The sequence below is a fragment of the Enorma massiliensis phI genome (assembly GCF_000311845.1).
Lineage (GTDB): Bacteria > Actinomycetota > Coriobacteriia > Coriobacteriales > Coriobacteriaceae > Enorma > Enorma massiliensis.
Genome location: NZ_HE978574.1, coordinates 1,035,338 through 1,054,569, shown reverse-complemented (window position 1 = coordinate 1,054,569; position 19,232 = coordinate 1,035,338). Strand labels below are relative to the sequence as shown.

Here is a 19,232-nt window from a genome sequence, read left to right as displayed (position 1 = left end):
GAAAGGAGCTTTTCATGACCAACGCACATGCTGATTGGTGGAAGCAGGCGGTAGTGTACCAGGTGTACCCGCGCAGCTTCTACGACGCCAACGGGGACGGCCTAGGCGACATCGCAGGCGTCACGGCAAAGATCGATTACCTGGCCGCGCTTGGCGTCGATGCCATCTGGCTCTCGCCGTTCTACCCGTCTCCCCTTATCGATGGCGGATACGATGTGGCGAACTACCGCGACGTGGACCCGCGCCTGGGCACGCTCGAAGACTTCGACAAGATGGCTGAAGCCGCCCACGCCGCCGGCATGAAGGTGATCGTGGACATCGTGCCCAACCATACGTCCACCGAGCACGAATGGTTCCGCGCGGCGCTCGCAGCGGGCCCCGGCTCTCCGGAGCGCGACCGCTTCATCTTCCGTCCGGGTCGGGGCGAGCATGGGGAGCTGCCCCCCAACGGCTGGAAGTCGACCTTCGGCGGCCCTGCATGGGAGCCGGTTGGCGACGGCGAATGGTATCTGCACCTCTTCGCTGTAGAGCAGGCCGACCTCAACTGGAAGAACCCCGAGGTCCACGAGGACTTCAAAACCACTCTGCGCTTCTGGAGCGACCGCGGCGCCGACGGCTTCCGCATCGATGTGGCCCATGCGCTTGCCAAGGATATCGACAGCCGCCCGCTTGAAGACTGGCCCGACGACCCCGGCCAATCGAGCCTCGCTCAGAGCGGCAGCGACGACGAGAACCCGCTCTGGGATCGCCCGGAGGTCCACGACATCTACCGCGAGTGGCGCCAGGTGTTCAACGAGTACGAGCCGGCGCGCTTTGCAGTCGGCGAAGCATGGGTAGCGCCCGAGCATCAGTGGATGTACGCCTCCACCGATGAGCTTGGCCAGGTCTTCAACTTCGAATTCGCCAAGAAGAACTGGTTCGCCGCCGACTTCCGGCTCGCCATCGAGGAGGGCCTCGATGCTGCCGAGCGCTCGAAGTCGACGACCACATGGGTCCTCTCCAACCACGATGTCCCGCGCCACGCAACCCGGTTCGCCCTTCCGCAGGTGCCTTCGAGCACCCACCACCAGATTGCAACCGACTGGCTGCTGCGCGACGGCACGACCTACTACGAGGACCGCGAGGCGGGCACCCGGCGCTCTCGCGCGGCGCTCCTCATGGAGCTCGGGCTCCCTGGATCGGTCTATCTCTATCAGGGCGAGGAGCTCGGCCTCTTTGAGGTCGCCGATATCCCGTGGGGGGCGCTCGAGGACCCTCAGGCGCAGATGACCGCTCACGGTGACGCCATCAAGGGGCGCGACGGGTGCCGCGTTCCGCTCCCGTGGACATCGCTCGATGCGACAGGCGACTTCGGCTTCTCCGGCCCTGCCGACCACGCCGCCCCGCACCTTCCGCAACCGGCGTGGTTCGCCCAGTTCGCCGTCGACGTCGAAGAGGGCGACGAGGCTTCGATGCTCAGCTTCTACCGTGCCGCCCTCGCGCTTCGTCGCGCGCTGATCGTGCCCACGGGCGATACATCGCTCGCGTGGGACGAAGCCAACGCAGGCGACGTGGTTGCCTACCAGCGCCCGCTTGCCGACGGCCGCACACTCGTGAGCATGACGAACTTCGGAGCGGCGCCTGCAGCACTGCCCGCAGGAGAGGTGCTCATCGCCTCCGCTGAGCTCGTCGATGGCAAGCTTCCCCAAGACGCTTCCGCTTGGATCGCCTGCGCCTAGAGACGCAGACGATACGCCGCGCGCCGGCAGGCATAGCACAGGCGCGCTCAGCCCCGGGCTGCAAGCCGCTATCCATGTGGCTCGCAGCCCGGTTTTTTCTGCCCAACGCAAAGCGCGCCCGCAGCTTCTCGGAGCTGCGGGCGCGCTGCATGAAGCGAGCGAATCTGTAAGCGCTACTTCACGGCACCGTTGGTGACGCCGCCGATAATCTGCTTCTGCGCCACGATGTAGAAGATGATCATGGGGAGCATGGCAAGCAGGTACGAAGCGAACGCCAGGTTGTAGTTCGTCGCGAACGCGGTCTGGAAGTTCATCTGCGCGAGCGGCAGGGTGTTCACGCCCGAGCCGCCCATGATGACGAGCGGGGTCATGACGTCGTTCCACACGGCCAGGCCGGTGATAACGGCGACGGTCGCATGCATGGGCTTCATGAGCGGGAAGATGATCTTCCAATACGTCGTCCAGGTGCTCGCGCCGTCCACGCGCGCGGCCTCCTCGAGCGCAACGGGGACGTTACGCAGGTAGCCCGTGTAGAGCATCATGTTCATGGGCATGTAGAAGACCACGTAGAGCACCATGACGCCCACCATGTTGTCGAGGTGCATCACGGCGGTCTGCTTGACGAGCGGCATCATGAGGATCGCGAACGGCACGTACATGCCGGCGATGATGAAGTAGTAGGAAACCTTGAAGATCTTCTTGCGATCCATGTTGCGCCCGATGGCGTATGCCGCGAGGCTGTGCACGAGGATCGACACGACCACGGCGGCAACCGTGATGATGAGCGAGTTCATGAACGACCGGAAGAAGTCGGTGACCCGCATGGCCTCGATGAAGTTGTCGAGGCTCCACGTGCTCGGCAGCGACAGGATTCCCGCGATGTCGTTGGTCATCTCGGACGGATCTTTGAACGCGATGACGACCGCCATGTACAGCGGGAAGACGATGGTGATGAGACCCACGATGAGCAGGATGGTCACAGGCCAGTTGACCCGCTCCTTGACTTTTGCCTTTGCCATTAGAGCTGCTCCTCCTTACTGTTCAAGAATTTGGTCTGCAGGATCGAGACCACAGCGATGAGGATGAAGAAGATCACCGCGTTGGCGCACTGGAACCCGAACTGGCTGTTGTTGAGACCGTTCTGGTAGATAAGGTACGAGATGGACTCGGTGGACTGCGCCGGGCCGCCGGAGGTCATGGACACGATCTGGTCGAACACCATGAGCATGTCCTTCATGACGAGCACCATGTTGGTGGTAATAGAGGGCATGATGAGCGGGAACGTGATGTAGCGGAACTTATCCCAGCCGGTCGCGCCGTCAAGCGCGCCCGCCTCGTAGACGTCCTCGGGAACGGAGGAAAGCCCGGTGATGTAGATGATGGTCGTCTGCGCGCACGCCTGCCACACCAGCACGACCACGATCGCGACCCAGGCCCACTCGGTGCTCGCGAGCATCGAGGCGGTACCGGTGAGGGCCGGCAGGATGTAGGTGAAGAAGTAGCTGAAGACGTAGCCCACGACCAGGCCGCCGAGAATGCGGGGCACGAAGTACACGCCGCGGAGCGCGCTCTTGAACTTGATCTTGCTCGAGAGGCCTATCGCGAGCGTCAGGCTGATCACGTTCGTGAGGATCGTGGCAACGACAGCGACCTTGAACGTGAAGAGATACGAGTTGAGCACGCGCGTATCGGTGAACAGGTCGATGTAGTTCTGGATGCCCACGATGCTGAACGAGCCATAGCCCTTGGAGTCCGTGAAGCTGTAGAAGAAGCCCGTGATGAGCGGGATCGTATTGAAGAGAACGAAGATCACCAAGACGGGGATGAGAATCGCCATGAACGTGCGATTGCGTGCCGACCCGATCTTGGCCTTTGCGGTTTGAGCCATGTGTATACCCCCTTACTCCTGCGCGGCTTCCTGCACCTTGCGGATGACCGTCTTGTTGTAGCGCTGCCACAGCGAGTCCCAGTTCTCCAGGAACGCGTCCACGTCGCCGTCCATGAGGAAGGCCTGGAGCCGTCCGTCGCACGCCATGCCGGAGGGATACGAGTGGTCGGGATAGTCGATGACCTTGCCCGCATCGAGGAACTCCTGGATGTCGTCGAAGAGCGGGTCGAGTGTGAAATCGCCCTCGATGCAGGGAATGGCCTTCTGGTCGTCGCAATAGGTCTGGAGGTTGTCGGGCTCGTTCAAGAAGTCGATGACCTCATAGACCAGCTCGCGGTGATCCTCGTTCGCCACCGTCATGTTCCAGCATAGGTCCACGCCGGAAACGACGAGACGGTCCTCGGGATCGTCGGCGGCGGGCATGGCGAAGAGGCCCACGTTCATGTCGGGGTTGGCCGAGAGGATCTGGGGAACCGCGAACGAGCCGCAGGGGAACATGGCGCTCTGGCCGCGCGCGAACGCGGTGCAGGCGTCCTCATAGCTGTAGGCGAACGGGCCTTCCTCACCATACTGCAGCAGCTGGTAGAGCTTCTCGGCGGGCTCGCGATAGTAGTCGGCGAACTTCGCCTCGCCAGCGTTCACCTTGCGGATATGGTCTTGCGGCACCAGGTCGACCAAGATGGAGTTCCACGGCGAGAGGATGGTCCACGTATCGAGGAATCCGAGATACAGCGGCAGCACCTCGCCCTCCGCCTTGATCTCTTCGCACAGCGCGATGAACTCGTCCCAGGTCTCGGGGATGTCCCAGCCCTTCTCGGCGAACATGTCCTTGTTGTAGAGCATGCCCGCGGCGTTGGCGATGTAGGGCACGCCGTAGATGCCGTCCATGGGCACGTAGGTGACGCTCTTCATGATGTCCTGATAGGCCTGCTGCACCTGCGCCATGCCCGGATACTCGGTCATGTCGGCTAGGATGTTCGAGTCCACGAAGTCGGCGTACGAGGCGTCGCCGCCGATGGCCACCACGTCGGGGTAGTCCTCGCGCACGAAGCGCGTCTTCATGATGGTCACGGCATCGTTGGGGCTGGTGAAGTTGAGGTAGATATGGTCGTTCGACTCGTTGAACTCCGCCATGAGCGCCTCGAAGATGCTGACCGCCTCGCGCTTGTACGAGACGAATTCAACCTCGGTCTTGCCGTCCGAGCGTGTCTCGGAACAGCCGCCGAGCATGAGCGACGCCGCCCCCGCAGCCGAGAGCCCCAGGAGCGAGCGGCGCGAAATTGGCTTGGTAAGCATGCTTTGCCCTCCTCCCGAATGCTAGTGAACGATGGCGAGCTCGGTGTCCTTGTCGAACACGTGCAGCTTGTCGACATCGAAGGCGACCTTGATGCGGTTGCCGGTGCGGACGGGGTTGCTCGCCGAGATATGGGCGGAGATCTGGCCGCCGTCCACGTCGCCGTAGATCATGGCCTCGGAGCCCAGGAGCTCGTAGACGGTCACCGTCGCGTCGATCTGCTCGGAGAGCGCCTTGCCCTCGGCGTACTCGTGCTCCTCCACCACGTCCTCGGGGCGGATGCCCATGACGACGACCTTGCCCGCGTACGGCTTGAGCGCGGCCGCCTTGGCATCGGGCAGGGTGACAGCGTTCGATCCAAAGGTAAGGGCCACCGCGCCGTCCTTCTCGACCACCGTGGCGTCGATGAAGTTCATCTGCGGGGAGCCGATGAAACCGGCCACAAACAGGTTGCAGGGCTCGCTATACAGCTTGGACGGGGTATCGACCTGCTGCATCACGCCGTCCTTCATCACGACGATGCGGGTGCCGAGCGTCATGGCCTCGGTCTGGTCGTGCGTGACGTAGATGATGGTGGCGCCCAGGCGATCATGCAGCTTCGAGATCTCGGCGCGCATCTGCACGCGGAGCTTCGCATCGAGGTTGGAGAGCGGCTCGTCCATGAGGTAAACCTTGGGACGACGCACGATGGCGCGGCCCATGGCGACACGCTGGCGCTGGCCACCGGAAAGGGCAGACGGCTTGCGATCGAGAAGCTTCTCAAGGTCAAGGATGCGCGCGGCCTCGTGCACGGCCTTGTCGATGTCGGCCTGCGGGACCTTGCGGAGCTTCAACGGGAAAGCCATGTTGTCGTAGACCGTCATATGCGGGTAAAGCGCGTAGGTCTGGAAGACCATGGCGATGTCTCGGTCGGCCGGCTCAACGTCGTTCACCACCCTGCCATCGATCTTCAGCGTGCCGGAGGTGATGTCTTCCAAGCCGGCAATCATGCGGAGCGTCGTGGATTTGCCGCAGCCCGAGGGACCGACGAAGATGATAAACTCCTTGTCCTCGATCTCGAGATTGAAGTCCTTCACCCCCTCAAAGCCATTTGGGTACGTCTTGCCAATGTGTTCGAGTGAAAGTCCAGCCATCGAGCGACCCCTTCCATCGCAAGTCCTTGCTTTGTACATGGCGACAGACAAAGCGTTCCATGCAGCATGGTAAAAAATTATCTTTTTGCTAGGAAGTCCATGTATTTAGGTATATTTATATACAATCTTATTGTTCGCGCAGGTATATCGCACTGATGAATTATTGATAATATGCTAAGTTTTCGTTAAATGGTAGCTATTATTACGTGAACGGCATGGCAGTAAGATTTAGCGCAAAGAATTTCAGCAGGTCATCTATCCTATCGAGATAAAACCGTCTATGATGGGGATGGAGTATCTCAATATAAGGCCGTATACCAAAAAACAGTTTATATTGCGATATTATATATCATAGTACATACTGTTTAGCATTATGATATATTACTAAGCAAGACCGTGAGCCAGGAGGCGAGACCGTGAGAGCACATGAAGTCGAGTTCTCGACGTTTGAAGGCGGTATTTTTACCGATCTCGTCCCGTATCAGTACGGACGCGAAGTCTGCGTAGCCGGCCACGCCTTCGGTCCCGCGCGCCGGAGCCACTATCTCTTTCATTACATCATCCAAGGATCCGGCTCGCTTACCGCAATCAACGAATCGGGGAGCCAGGCATTCTACGACATCAAGGCCGGCGAAGGGTTCCTTATCTTTCCCGGGCAGACCACGACCTACGTTGCCGACCTCATCGACCCATGGGAATACATCTGGATTGAATTTGACGGCTCGCATGTAAAAGCTTCGCTTGACCACATCGGGTTCTCCCCTACGAGCCCCATCTATCGAATGGTCGACCCGGAAGCTCGCGACGAGATGCTCGGCACCATGAGGCGCATACTCGAGCACAGAAACGACTCCCCCCTATATCTCGTGGGGTGCACGTACCTCTTCTTCGACGCATTCTTGCGGTCCGCAGAGTCGCATCGCATCCCTCAAACCACCAAGCTGCATGGCTTCTATATCGACAGCGCCCTTTCCTTTATCGAGAAGAACTACCAGGCAGATGTGAGCATCGAAGACATCGCCCGGTATATCGGGCTCAATCGAAGCTACTTCGGCAAGGTCTTCAAAGAGGGCATGGGCGTGTCGCCGCAGCAGTTCCTCATCGGATACCGCATGGAAAAAGCATGCGAGCTCCTTAAGCTCTCATCGCTTTCCATCGGAGAGGTCGGGCGCTCTGTGGGCTATCCAAACCAGCTGCACTTCTCGCGGGCGTTCCGCAACACCTACGGCACATCCCCGCGCACCTGGCGCCAGCAGCACACCGTTCGCTAAGGTGAAATTCCCTCTGTCCTGATTTCACATGGCGGGGCGGGAGAAGACCTCTCGCCCCGCTGCATGCTGCCTATTGGCGCTCGTACCAGGCAAACTCCCAGGCTGGAAGCTCGAATGTCTCGAGCTCCGCCTGTTCGCCGGATATGAGGTTCCTATACCGCGCGCGCTCGGGCATCCAGATGGTCTTGCTCGAACCACTGAAGTTGAACACGGCATGAAGCGTTTCCTCGCCGCGCTCGCGCACGATCCAAAGTACCGCCGGATCGCTATAGTCCTTCGGATACCATGCTGCCTCAGACCCGAAGACGGGGTCCTCGCGCCGGATGCGTTCGAGCTCGTCGAGCCCGGCGAAGATTTGGCTCTGAACCGTTCCCGCCTGCTCGATGTTCGCAACCAGCTCCCACGAAAACTGTCCGCGATGGATATAGCGCGAATCATCCGCTTTCTCGGGATCGTCCCGATAAGCATAGTCGTTGACCTGGCCGACCTCGTCTCCGCTGTAGATGATCGGCAAACCCGATTGCGTGAACATATAGGCGTGGAGCATGAGGTCCTTGCGCACGGCAACTTCCATAGCCTCGGCATTGCCCTCGAAGCCCGCGGCCTCGATGCCGCACATGGAAGCCGTCGTGGCGCAGAAGCGCGCGTCCCCCGTAACCGGATCGGCGTTGTAGAGCGCCCCACGGCTCGGGCTTCCGGGGATGTTGCCCAAGAAGTAGTCGTTCAGGTACCGCTTATGCGGCACCTCCTCTTGGCCCCAACCTCTAAGCGTCTGGTAATCGAGGCCCCACCCTATGTCGTCGTGACAGCGCAGGTAGTTAAGGAAGGTGTACTCCTTGGGCAGGGTGCAGACCGCATCGAGCTGCTGGCGCAGGAGGCGCGTATCTTCTGTGGCTACGGTATGCCAGGTAGTCGCCATGGTCGTCACGTTGTACAGCATGTGGCACTCAGGCTTTTCAACGGTACCGAAGTACGGAACAACCTCGACGGGAGCCATCACGACCTCGCCCAACAACGCAACCCCGGGGCACACGACCTCTCCGATCATACGCATCATGCGCACGAGCGTATGGACCTGCGGAAGGTTGCGGCAGTTGGTGCCAAGCTGCTTCCAGATATAGGGAACCGCATCGAGGCGCATGATATCGATGCCCTGATTCGCCAGATACAGGAAGTTGTACATCATCTCGTTGAAGACGCGGGGGTTCCTGTAGTTGAGGTCCCATTGGTACGGGTAGAACTGCGTCATGACGCATTGCCCAAGCTCGGGCAGATAGGTCCAGTGACCCGGCGCCGTGGTGGGGAACACCTGCGGCACATCGCGAGAGTACTGGTCGATCACCTCTTGATTGGATTCGAAGAAGTACCTGCTCATGTACTCGCCCTCGCCCGCCCGCGCGCGGCGGGCCCATTCGTGCTCTTCGGACGTATGGTTCATCACGAAGTCCATGCACAGGCTCATGCCCCGCTCATGACAGGCGGAGGCGAGGTGCGCGAGCTCGTCCATCGTGCCGAGCCCCGGCTGCACGCGGCGGAAATCCTTTACCGCATAGCCGCCATCGGAACGGCTCTTGTCGGACGGGGTATCGAGGAACGGCATGAGGTGGATGTAGTTCACATGGCAACGCTCGAGATAGGAAAGCTTGTCCTCGACGCCCTTGATGGTGCCGGCGAAGTTGTCGATATACATCTGCATGCCGAGCATGTCTTGGCTCCGGTACCACGCGCCCTCCTGCTCGCGCACGATATCGAGCTTCCGGAGCGCTTCTGAGCGCTCGTCCGAGAAGCGTCGCATGCGGTCGATGAGCTCAGCGAACATGTCGCCGTTGTCGTAAAGCTCCATGTAGAGCCAGCGAAGCTCATCATGGTGGCGCGCGAGCCGGGATTCGAACACGGAATCGCGCGCGGGCCGCGCGGGCGACTTCGTGGGCGCCGCCTTGCCGCGTGCGGCGGGCGCATTCGATGCGGTCATGGATTTCGGTGCGGCAATGGATTTCTTCGATGATGACGACATACGCTCCCTCGAAAACGAGACAGGGCGGCCTGAGCGTGCCGCCGGTTACAACGCCGAAGCGGTTCGAGCTTTCGAACGCGTATGTTTGTCGCCGCTAATTACTATAGCGCCCTTAGCCCGCGACGAGCAAGATGATTTGCCCAACGAGATAGACGACGGGCGTAAGAAGACACAGAACCACTCCGGCGATGGACGCCACCGTTCCGATGGAGCACGTCAGGTCGCGCCGATAGTCCTCGCGTCGCGCCTCCCGCGCGAGCCGGAATCCGACAACGGCGGCAACGGCACCGATGAGCTGGATCGGAATGAACGGGCAAAAGGAGACGGCCATCGCGGCAACTCCGATAACGATCGAGGCGATGTCTTTTCGCATAGCAACCTTCCTCTGTGCCGAACCGAACGCGATCGGAGCAGGCAAACGAGCGAACGCATGGCCCATTATACGACGCGAGGCCCAGATTGAGGCATGTCCGTTATAACCGATGCTCGCTTTGCCTCCCCGGATGCGAGGTGCCGAAGAAAAAAGCTGGCACCCCTTTCGGGATGCCAGCCGAAACGAAAAGCGTGTCGAAAACCTAGACCTTTAGCACACACCCTGGGCCATCATGGCATCGGCAACCTTCATGAAGCCGGCGATGTTGGCGCCCATCACGAAGTTGCCCTCATGGCCGTATTCACGTGCCGTGTCGTCCACATTGTGGAACATACCGCGCATGAGCCCCTCAAGCTTGCCATCGACCTCATCGAACGTCCAGGAAAGATGCTCTGCGTTCTGGCTCATCTCGAGGCCAGACACGAGCACGCCGCCGGCGTTCGCCGCCTTACCGGGCATGAAGGCAACGCCGTGCTCCATGAGGTAGATGGTCGCATCCGGCGTGGTGGGCATATTGGCGCCCTCGCCCACAACCTTGCAGCCGTTCGCCGCGAGCGCCTGGGCGTCCTCGAGCGTCAGGGTGTTCTCGCGAGCGCACGGCAGCGCGACATCGCACGGAAGCTGCCATACGCCTCGACCGTCTCCCTCGTGCCAGGTGGCACCAGGGCGCTGGTCGAGGTACATGGCAAGGCTCACGCCCTGATCATGGCCGGAACGCTTGGCGTTGTAGATGTCTTCAAGCACCTTGTAGTCGATACCCTCGGGATCCTCGACCCAGCCCTTGGTATCGGAGCATGCAATGGTCTTGCCACCAAGCTGGGCGACCTTCTGGATTGCATAGATGGCGACGTTGCCAGAACCATGAACGACAACGCTCTTGCCCTCAAACGAATCGCCCTGGCTCTTCAGATACTCATCCACGAAGTAGACCAGGCCGTAACCCGTGGCCTCGGTGCGCGCAAGCGAGCCGCCGAAGGTCAGGCCCTTGCCGGTCAGCACGCCCGACCACTCGTTGCGAAGGCGCTTGTACTGCCCGAACAGGTAACCGATCTCGCGACCGCCCACGCCAAGGTCGCCAGCAGGAACGTCGGTGTTGGGACCAATGTGGCGGAAAAGCTCGGTCATGAAGGACTGGCAGAACGCCATGATCTCGCGGTTGGATTTACCCTTGGGGTCGAAATCCGAACCGCCCTTGCCGCCACCCATGGGCAGCGTGGTGAGCGCGTTCTTGAAAATCTGCTCGAAGCCCAGGAATTTAAGCATGCCGACGGTCACCGTTGGGTTGAAGCGCAGGCCGCCCTTGTAGGGCCCGATCGCAGAGTTGAACTCGACGCGATAGCCGCGGTTGACCTGCACCTTGCCAGCATCATCGACCCACGGTACGCGGAACATGATGACGCGCTCGGGCTCGACCAAGCGGTCAAGCAGGCTCGCCTCCTCGAACTCGGGATGCGCCTCGACGGCAGGCTCGATGGTCTCGAGCACCTCGATCGCAGCCTGGAGGAACTCGGGCTGGTCGGCATAGCGCTCGCGCAGCTCGTCGATCACACGCTGGGTATAGCTCATGCGATTCTCCTATCGATGTGTTTCCCTCGCTACCGTTGCAAGCAACGGCAACGTTGTGGCCGCAGGAATTGTACTTCAATCGGGTTGCCGTACGGTCAACGCGCTGAATCGTAACGTGCCCGCAACACGCTCAGCACCGACGCGAACCGGGCGCCCTTCTACTTTTCGTACAGCACCGAATGCAAAGCAGGAAACAAAGGCCGCACCGCCGTTCATCAAGAATCCACGAAGGCGACGAAAAAGACGAACCCGGCACCAAAAAGATGCCGGGTTCGAGCGATTGCTGGAGCGGGCGACGGGAATCGAACCCGCGTCATCAGCTTGGAAGGCTGGGGTTCTACCATTGAACTACGCCCGCGATATGGTCGGGACGACAGGATTCGAACCTGCGGCATCGTGCTCCCAAAGCACGCGCGCTACCAGACTGCGCCACGTCCCGACGTCCAGAGCAAGCATTATAGAGGTTTCTCTTCATCTGGGCAACGCCCGGTTCGCGCTACCCCAAGGAACGCACGCGGTGTACATGAGTCGCTCGGACGTATACTGTGAATGCAACCAACCCCGAGACCGCCTACCGCGCGGCTAAGGAGCACCATGAGCGAACACGACAGCAACCGTCGGAACGCGCCGGGAGCGGCGCTCGGCCGCACGCTCATCATCGCCAACCCCGTCGCGCAATCTGGCGCGGGAAAGCGCATCGCTGGCCAGCTGCAGCGTTTTCTCGCGCTCTATCACCACGACAACGCCTCGTTCGAGCTCGTGTATACCGAGCACATGGGCCATGCCGTCGAGCTTGCCGAAGCGGCACGGAACTACGACTCGGTGCTCGCCCTCGGCGGTGACGGCGTGGTGCACGAGGTCGCAAACGGCATCATGCGCATCGACGCGGAGCATCGGCCCGCGCTCGGCGTGGTGCCCGTGGGCTCGGGCAACGACTTCGCGCGAACGCTCGGCCTCGACGATTATGGCGGAAAGGATTTCGCTCGCCTTCTCACATGCGAGCGCGTCTCCCTCGACGTGGGACGCGTAACCTACGTTCCGGCAACGGGAATTGAAGGCGCCGAGCCCCAGAGCTGCGGGCGAGCGGGGCGGCATCGCACCCCCAGCCCAGCCGAAAGCTCCCCAGCACCCATGCCGCCGGACATCCTACCTGCGGGAGAAACCACAGGCACCACCAACGATACGGCGACCGAATACTTCGTCCAAACGCTCTCTTTCGGGCTCGACGCGGCGGTCGCGATCGGCACCGTCGACCTGCGAGCCACGGTGGCGCTCACCGGGGCACCGCTCTACCTCATGAGCGGCGCAGGCGTTTTCCTTCGTTCCTTCAGGTCCTACCCCGCCCGCGTGTCCATCGACGGAGGAGCAGCCCAGGAGCTACGCACGTTCCTCATGGCCATACAGCTGGGGCCCACCTATGGCTCGGGCTTCCTCATCTGCCCTGAGGCAGACCCTGCAGACGGATGCTTCGATCTTTGCTACGCCAGCGGCAAGGCCACCCGCGCGCATGCGCTCGCCCTGCTTCTGCGCGCGAAAAACGGCCATCACCTGAGCTCGCCCCTCATCCACACCGCCACCGCTCGGCATCTTGAGCTCTCATTCGAGCGCGACGACTACCCCATCCAAGCCGACGGGGAACGCATACGCGCTCGCAGCATGACGGTCGACCTTCTCCCCGGAGAACTCACGGTGCTGCAGCCGCTCTAGACGGCACCCTCCGCGATCAACGTGCCAAGAATGCCATCTTATGCGGGAAGGAACTCTATCGTTCCGGCACCGGCATCCATCGACCCCACGCGCGCGAGCGATTCGACACGGTAGCCGCGGGCGCGCAGGCGGTCTCCCCCGCCCTGAAACGCCTTCTCGATCGCGATGCCAATGCCCTGCACCTGGGCCCCTGCGAGCTCACAGATTTCAAGCAAGCCCTCGAGCGCTTTGCCGTTTGCAAGAAAGTCATCGAGAATGAGCACATGGTCATTAGGCCCGAGGAAGCGCTTCCCCACGATAACGGGAAACTCGCGCTGCTTGGTGAAGGAGTAAATCGATGTTGCGTACTGCTCGCCATCAAGATTGATTGACTGCGCCTTCTTGGCGAACACCACCGGCACGTTCCCAAAGTGGCGTGCCGCAACGCACGCGATGCCGATACCCGCTCAGGAATCATTCCGCCCTGCGCGCGAGGCAGACCCCGTCGCCGGCCGCACCGATGCGTGCTCGGAGATCATCGCGAGCCGTCGGCATTGCCCAACGCGGCATCGAACCACGCGAGCACGTCGCGATAAACCTGCGCACGGTCGGGCTCGTTGAGAACCTCATGGCGCATGCCCTGGTAGATCATCTCATCCACATGGACCATGCCAAGATCGCGGTACTGCTTTGCGGCCGCGCGCACGCCGCGCCCACAATCCCCCACCGGATCGTTCGAGCCCGCGATGAAAAGGAGCGGCAGCCCGCGCGGAATCCCACGGGCAAGGTTGCGCCGCTGCGATGTTGCGGCGAGCTCCGTCACCGCCGCGTAGCCGCCCACGGTAAACATCTGGCCGCAGAGCGGGTCGCGCCGGTACGCCTCGACCACCGCAGGATCGGTCGAGAGCCAGTCATACGGCGTACGGGCGCCCTTGATCGCTCGACCGTATGCGCCCACCACGAGCTCGTGGATAAGGCGGCTTCTGAAATGCTCGCCCCGCAGGCGCGCAAGCACACGGCAGAACGCGTTGCCCGCCCGGGCGAGCGCCGGCGGCTGCTGGCCCGTTCCACAGACGACGGCCGCCGAGACGCCCTCGGCATGCTGGGTGAGGTACACACGAACGATAAAGCTCCCGAGTGAGTGGCCGAAGAAGATGTACGGGATGCGGGCAGAAACGCCCTGCGCACGCAAGCGCCCGATGACGCGGCTACGCAGGGCGTGGACATCGGCAAGCAGGATGTCCACGCCGCCTGTGAGCGGAATGTGGCCGAGGTCGCAAGTAGCGGCGGCGGTGCGCCCGTGACCCACATGGTCGTTCGCGCAGACGAGGTATCCCGCTGCGCAGAGCGCCTCGGCAAAGGATGCATAGCGCTCGGCGTGCTCGGACATGCCGTGCACGAGCTGCACCACGCCTCGCGGCGCGGCGCTGCCGGAAGACGCGGGCGCCCAGACAAGCGCCCGAACGGTCGAGCGCCCATCTGCACTCGGGTAGGTCAACGTCTCCGTGCGCACCGCGCCTCCTTCCCCAAGTATCAAGCGGCGCTACTGCAGCGCGTCAAGGGCCTGGGCAACATCGGCGATCAGGTCGTCGGTATCCTCGATGCCGCAAGACAGGCGCACCATATCGGGTGCGATGCCCGCAGCGGCGAGCTCCTCATCCGTCATCTGGCGATGCGTGGCGTTGGCCGGGTGCAGCACGCAGGTGCGGGCATCGGCCACGTGCGTCGCGATCTGCGCCACATGGAGGCTCTTCATGAACTGCTCCGCCGCCGCTCGGCCACCGGTAAAGCCGAAGCTCACCACACCGCAGCAGCCATTCGGCAGATACTTCTGGGCGAGCTCATGCCACGGGTCGTCGGGGAGGCCCGGATACTTCACGAAGCGAACCTTGGGATGATCATGCAGGAACTCCGCCATGGCCTGGCCGTTCTTCACATGCTGCGGCATGCGAACGTGCAGGCTCTCGAGGCCGAGGTTGAGCAAGAAGGCGTTCTGCGGACTCTGGATGCAGCCCAGGTCGCGCATGAGCTGGGAGGTCGCCTTCGTGATGTAGGCCGCGCCCTGGCCGAACTTCTGGGTGTAGACGACCCCGTGATACGTCTCGTCCGGCGTGGTGAGGCCGGGGAACTTGTCCGCATGCGCCTCCCAGTCAAAGTTGCCGGAGTCCACGATGGCACCGCCCACCGCAGCTCCGTGACCGTCCATGTACTTGGTGGTGGAGTGCGTCACGATATCGGCTCCCCACTCGAAGGGGCGGCAGAGCACGGGCGTCGGGAAGGTGTTATCCACGATGAGCGGAACACCATGGGCATGGGCGGCCGAAGCGAAGCGCTCGATGTCGAGGACGTCGAGAGCGGGGTTCGCGATGGTCTCCCCGAACACCGCCTTCGTGTTGGGACGGAACGCCGCCTCGAGCTCCTCATCGGTGCAATCGGGCGAGACGAACGTGCTCTCGATGCCCATGCGCCCCATGGTGTGGGCGATAAGGTTGTACGTGCCTCCATAGATGGCGGAGCTTGCCACCACATGGTCGCCCGCACCGACGATGTTGAAGAGCGCAAAGAAGTTGGCAGCCTGGCCGGAGCTCGTAAGCATGGCGGCGGTACCGCCCTCGAGCTCGCAGATCTTCGCCGCCACGGCGTCGTTCGTGGGGTTTTGCAGGCGCGTGTAGAAATAGCCCGACTCGTCGAGGTCGAAGAGCCGCCCCATGTGCTCGGACGTATCGTATTTCCATGTCGTCGACTGATAGATGGGGACCTGGCGCGGTTCCGCATCACCGGGACGATAGCCGCCCTGGACGCAGGTGGTGCCGAGATGCTCTGCCATATGAAGCTCCTTTGCACGTTCGTTTCGATGGGCGCGAAACGCCGCTGGGCGCCGCGCATACGTTCATAAGCTTACTCGCCTTCGCGCTCCCGCGTATGCCTGCATCTAGTTTTTACAGAGAGTCAGCAGGCGCGCTCCGGCGAGGCGGCGCTATCATAGGTGCGAAAGCTAGCGCCCGACTCCGCACGCTCGCACCCAGCAGCGAACGCTTACAGGCGCCCGAGAGAAAGGAACCCCATGCCCTCCTGCGACCTCACAACCCGGTCAGACGAGCTCGCTGCCCGCGCGGTCGCGCTGCGCGCCGAGCGCGGCTACAACTGCGCCCAGGCGGTCGCATGCGCGCTCGCCCCAGAGATCGGCGCGGACACGGAAGCCTGCTACGTGCTTTCCGAGGGGTTCGGCGGCGGCATGGGAGGCCATACGGAGACCTGCGGCGCCATCTCGGGCGGCGTCATGGCGCTCGGTCAGGTGAGCAGCGGGGGCACGGCGCTTTCTGGAACCACGAAGAAGCGCACGTACGAACTAACCCGGGAGCTCGTCGAGCGCTTCGGCGCAAAAAACGGCTCCACCATCTGCTGCGAGCTGAAGGGCGCGGGATGCGAGCACGGACCGCTTCGTAGCTGCCCGGGGTGCATCGAGGACGCGGTGAAGATCACGGCCGAAATCATCGCGCGCCAAAGCGCTCCGGAAAACGCCGCTTAAAACTCATCGAACCGCGGGCCCGAAACCTCCACGCGCTCCCGTCCGGCTAAGCGCTCACGGAGCGCGGTGAGGAACGGCTGCTCATCGCCCGTCTTAAACACGATCGAAAGAGCAACCTCGTCGGTATACGCGGTGTCGGAAACCTTTCCGCCCGCCTGTTCGACCATATGAAGAACCTGCTCGTACTGGGGGTACGCGACGGTCACGACAACCGAGACGACTGAAGTCATCTCCACCAGCTTGCCCGCCTCGCGCGCCGCATCGATCGCAGCCTGCACCGCCGCACCGTAGGCGCGCACCAGGCCGCCGGGGCCCAAGAGCGTGCCACCGAAATAGCGAGTGGTCACGCAGCACACATCGCGTAGGTTGGCACCGCGCAGCACCTCAAGGGAGGGCATGCCGCTTGTGCGCTGCGGCTCGCCGTCATCGCTCGCCCGCTCGCGGCCGTCGGCCAGAATCCATGCTGGCACGTTGTGGCGCGCATCGAAGTGACGCGAGCGAACCGCCGCGATGTGTTCCGCGGCATCCTCCTCACACTCCACATGCACGAGTTGCGCGATGAAACGGCTCTTGCGATCGACGACCTCGCCAACCGCCTCTTCGCCCGCGCGCACCGTACGATAGCTCTCCATGCTCGCCTGCCCTACGCCATCTTGCCATTCGCTTCCAGGCTATCCTATCAGGAATACGACGAGCGCGCCCGCCCGCAGCAAGGAGCTGCGTCGGCGGGCGCGCTAAGAGAACGAAGATACCGTGCGCTTACGAGTTCTTCATTACGATCGTGTCGATCGTGTCGGCAACCTGCTCGCAATAGTCGACGCAGTACTCGAGGAACGAGTAGGTTTCGTGCCACGTGAAGACAACGATCGGGTCCGTGCAGGTCGTATGCAGGTTGCGCATAGACCTCATGTAGCAGTCGTCGGCCTCCTGCTCGATGGTGTTGAGCTCAACGACGTACTGGCGCAGCTTCTTCGACTTCTTGAACTGGGAGAGCTCGCCCACGAGCGAGCGCATGAGCTCGCAGCTGCGGACCACGATGTCCACAAGCTCGAGCGCATCTGGGCGCATCTCGCGAATGTTGTTGAAGTACAGCCGATGCAGCACGCCCTCGATACGGTCGGTCACGGTGTCCAGGTACTCGCTGAGCTCAGCGATGTCCTCGCGCTCGATGGGCGTCACGAACGCCGTCACCAGCGCGTCGAGCACCTCGTGGCGCCGCTCGTCGGCCGCCTGCTCGATAGCGTGCATCTCATCGATCGCCTCTTCCAGGCGGTCGGGATCGAAATTGTGCATGATCTTCGAGAGCAGCTGCGCGGCCTGATACGAATAGTCCGCGCTTGCGCAGAACGCTTCGAAGTAGAACGCGTCGTTTTTCCTTGCCATGGAATCCTCCGATTCTCGTTGTGCATCGCGTTTGCGATCTCAGCGCGGAACCAGCCGCGCGATCATACCGAACACCCTGGCTGCGCCGAGGGGTGCAGCCGTCAAACGGCCGTTAGAACACCATCATGAAGACCTTCGCCATCACGAAGCTGATGAGGCCGCAACCGGGAAACGTAAACACCCATGTGAGCATCATGTCCTTCACCACCGAGAAGTTGATGGCGGACAGACGCTTGACCGCGCCGACACCCATGATGGCGCTCGTCTTGGTATGCGTCGTGGAAACGGGAATGCCCGTGAGGGTCGAAAGCAGGATGCACACCGCACCGGCGAGGTCGGCCGAGAAGCCCTGGAAGGTCTCGAGCTTGACCATATCCATGCCGACGGACTTGATGATCTTCTCGCCGCCCACGCTCGTGCCGACGCCCATGGTGATGCTGCAGAGCATCATGAGCCAGATGGGGATGGCGGCGTTCACAAGATCGGGTTGGCCATTGCAGAAGGCCACGCCCAGCAGCAGCACGCCGATGAATTTCTGACCGTCTTGGGCGCCGTGCATGAAGCTCATGGCGGCAGCACCGAAAATCTGTGCGTACTTGAATGCCTTGTTGGTGCGTCGCCGGTCCATATTCGCGCAGATGATGGTCAACGCCTTGCAGATGCCCCAGCCCAGCGCGAAACCGAGGGCAAGGCTGAGCACCAAGCCGTAGATGACCTTGATCCACTCCTGGCCGTTTACGCCGTCGAGGCCGCCCTGGACGGCAAGCGCAGCACCGGTGAGGCCCGCGATGAGGCTGTGGCTCTCACTGGTGGGGATGCCAAAGATCGAGGCGCCCACGCTGTAGACGACGATCGAGAAGAGCGCGGCACACAGGGCGACGAGGGCCATCTGCGTGTCCGTACCGAAATCGACCATGTTCGAGATGGTCGACGCCACCGACGAATTGATCATCGTCATGAGTAGTACGCCCAAGAAGTTGAAGACGGCGCTCATGATGATGGCGGGGCGGATATTGATGCTTCGGGTCGTGACTGCCGTCGCGATCGCATTGGGGGCGTCGGTCCAGCCATTGACGAAAATGACGCCCAAGGTGAGCAGAACGGTAACGGCCAAGATGGGGTTCGAGACCACCTGCGCGACAAATTGCGCGAGCGAGACATCCAACAGAATTCTCCCTATTCAGCTTCACAGGAACGCTCCAGCGGGCATCCCCGACACGTACGTCGCCATTTTACCGTTTCTTAACGGTTTCTTGATGCATTTATGCAGATTTATCAGCCTCACGTAAACGGGTTTCATGACGAGTACGCCTTTGAACTGGTATTTTATATATGGCTGTAAAAAGACCTTACGTTAGCTTTACATTTCCCTGATAC

17 protein-coding genes and 2 tRNA genes are annotated in these 19,232 nt (G+C 61.7%); 4 read left to right on the top strand and 15 right to left on the bottom strand.

Annotated elements, in window-relative coordinates; genetic code table 11:
* Positions 1 to 14 precede the first annotated feature (14 nt).
* A complete protein-coding gene (locus HGEM_RS04395; RefSeq protein WP_019128198.1) occupies positions 15 to 1,718 on the top strand; it encodes a glycoside hydrolase family 13 protein in 1,704 nt (567 codons plus the stop codon).
* A gap of 173 nt (positions 1,719 to 1,891) precedes the next feature.
* On the opposite strand, the gene HGEM_RS04390 is transcribed toward HGEM_RS04395, so the two are convergent.
* From HGEM_RS04390 to HGEM_RS04375, 4 genes are read right to left on the bottom strand one after another with little or no spacing between them, the layout of a single operon-like run.
* On the bottom strand, positions 1,892 to 2,737 hold the full coding sequence (locus HGEM_RS04390; RefSeq protein WP_019128197.1) for a carbohydrate ABC transporter permease: 846 nt from the start codon (positions 2,735 to 2,737) through the stop codon (positions 1,892 to 1,894).
* Positions 2,737 to 3,606: a carbohydrate ABC transporter permease gene (locus tag HGEM_RS04385; protein WP_019128196.1), complete on the bottom strand. Its 870-nt coding sequence runs from the start codon at positions 3,604 to 3,606 to the stop codon at positions 2,737 to 2,739. The genes HGEM_RS04390 and HGEM_RS04385 overlap by 1 nt, the downstream gene beginning before the upstream one ends.
* Positions 3,607 to 3,618: 12 nt before the next feature.
* Entirely contained in the window at positions 3,619 to 4,902 is a 1,284-nt protein-coding gene (locus tag HGEM_RS04380) for an ABC transporter substrate-binding protein (RefSeq protein WP_019128195.1), read from the bottom strand.
* A gap of 21 nt (positions 4,903 to 4,923) precedes the next feature.
* Positions 4,924 to 6,033 carry an ABC transporter ATP-binding protein gene (locus HGEM_RS04375; protein ID WP_019128194.1) on the bottom strand — a complete coding sequence of 370 codons (1,110 nt, stop codon included), beginning with the start codon at positions 6,031 to 6,033 and terminating at the stop codon, positions 4,924 to 4,926.
* 416 nt (positions 6,034 to 6,449) lie between these two features.
* On the opposite strand from HGEM_RS04375, the gene HGEM_RS04370 reads away from it, so the two are divergent.
* Entirely contained in the window at positions 6,450 to 7,304 is an 855-nt protein-coding gene (locus HGEM_RS04370) for an AraC family transcriptional regulator (RefSeq protein WP_019128193.1), read from the top strand.
* Between the two features lie 70 nt (positions 7,305 to 7,374).
* Here HGEM_RS04370 and HGEM_RS04365 read toward each other — a convergent pair whose 3' ends face one another.
* The 5 genes from HGEM_RS04365 to HGEM_RS04345 form a co-directional block, all read right to left on the bottom strand.
* Entirely contained in the window at positions 7,375 to 9,318 is a 1,944-nt protein-coding gene (locus tag HGEM_RS04365) for an amylosucrase (protein ID WP_019128192.1), read from the bottom strand.
* Between the two features lie 112 nt (positions 9,319 to 9,430).
* Complete coding sequence (locus HGEM_RS04360; RefSeq protein WP_019128191.1) at positions 9,431 to 9,691, bottom strand: hypothetical protein; 261 nt, start codon at positions 9,689 to 9,691, stop codon at positions 9,431 to 9,433.
* A gap of 210 nt (positions 9,692 to 9,901) precedes the next feature.
* A complete protein-coding gene (gene gdhA / locus HGEM_RS04355) occupies positions 9,902 to 11,257 on the bottom strand; it encodes an NADP-specific glutamate dehydrogenase (protein WP_019128190.1) in 1,356 nt (451 codons plus the stop codon).
* Between the two features lie 284 nt (positions 11,258 to 11,541).
* Positions 11,542 to 11,615 (bottom strand) — tRNA-Gly (locus HGEM_RS04350).
* Positions 11,616 to 11,619: 4 nt separating this feature from the next.
* Positions 11,620 to 11,696, bottom strand: a tRNA-Pro gene (locus HGEM_RS04345).
* Between the two features lie 155 nt (positions 11,697 to 11,851).
* Here HGEM_RS04345 and HGEM_RS04340 point away from each other — a divergent pair.
* A complete protein-coding gene (locus HGEM_RS04340; protein ID WP_019128189.1) occupies positions 11,852 to 12,964 on the top strand; it encodes a diacylglycerol/lipid kinase family protein in 1,113 nt (370 codons plus the stop codon).
* A 38-nt stretch (positions 12,965 to 13,002) separates the two neighbouring features.
* Here HGEM_RS04340 and HGEM_RS04335 read toward each other — a convergent pair whose 3' ends face one another.
* The 3 genes from HGEM_RS04335 to HGEM_RS04325 all read right to left on the bottom strand — a co-directional run bounded on the left by HGEM_RS04335 (position 13,003) and on the right by HGEM_RS04325 (position 15,770).
* On the bottom strand, positions 13,003 to 13,356 hold the full coding sequence (locus HGEM_RS04335; RefSeq protein ID WP_338081886.1) for a hypothetical protein: 354 nt from the start codon (positions 13,354 to 13,356) through the stop codon (positions 13,003 to 13,005).
* Positions 13,357 to 13,478: 122 nt separating this feature from the next.
* Positions 13,479 to 14,456, bottom strand: coding sequence for an alpha/beta fold hydrolase (locus HGEM_RS04330; RefSeq protein ID WP_019128187.1), 978 nt, complete (start codon positions 14,454 to 14,456; stop codon positions 13,479 to 13,481).
* Between the two features lie 30 nt (positions 14,457 to 14,486).
* Positions 14,487 to 15,770 (bottom strand): O-acetylhomoserine aminocarboxypropyltransferase/cysteine synthase family protein, encoded by a 1,284-nt coding sequence (locus HGEM_RS04325; RefSeq protein ID WP_019128186.1) that lies wholly within the window; start codon positions 15,768 to 15,770, stop codon positions 14,487 to 14,489.
* 237 nt (positions 15,771 to 16,007) lie between these two features.
* Here HGEM_RS04325 and HGEM_RS04320 point away from each other — a divergent pair, with 237 nt between their 5' ends.
* Complete coding sequence (locus HGEM_RS04320; protein WP_019128185.1) at positions 16,008 to 16,472, top strand: C-GCAxxG-C-C family protein; 465 nt, start codon at positions 16,008 to 16,010, stop codon at positions 16,470 to 16,472.
* Here HGEM_RS04320 and HGEM_RS04315 read toward each other — a convergent pair.
* From HGEM_RS04315 to HGEM_RS04305, 3 genes are all read right to left on the bottom strand, one after another.
* Positions 16,469 to 17,104, bottom strand: coding sequence for an IMPACT family protein (locus tag HGEM_RS04315; protein WP_019128184.1), 636 nt, complete (start codon positions 17,102 to 17,104; stop codon positions 16,469 to 16,471). The two genes, HGEM_RS04320 and HGEM_RS04315, sit on opposite strands and share 4 nt — an antisense overlap.
* Before the next feature lie 127 nt (positions 17,105 to 17,231).
* Positions 17,232 to 17,855, bottom strand: coding sequence for a DUF47 domain-containing protein (locus HGEM_RS04310; RefSeq protein ID WP_019128183.1), 624 nt, complete (start codon positions 17,853 to 17,855; stop codon positions 17,232 to 17,234).
* Positions 17,856 to 17,967: 112 nt separating this feature from the next.
* The gene (locus HGEM_RS04305; protein WP_019128182.1) at positions 17,968 to 19,020 is read right to left on the bottom strand and encodes an inorganic phosphate transporter; all 1,053 of its coding nucleotides are present in this window, start codon (positions 19,018 to 19,020) and stop codon (positions 17,968 to 17,970) included.
* Between the last annotated feature and the right edge of the window lie 212 nt (positions 19,021 to 19,232).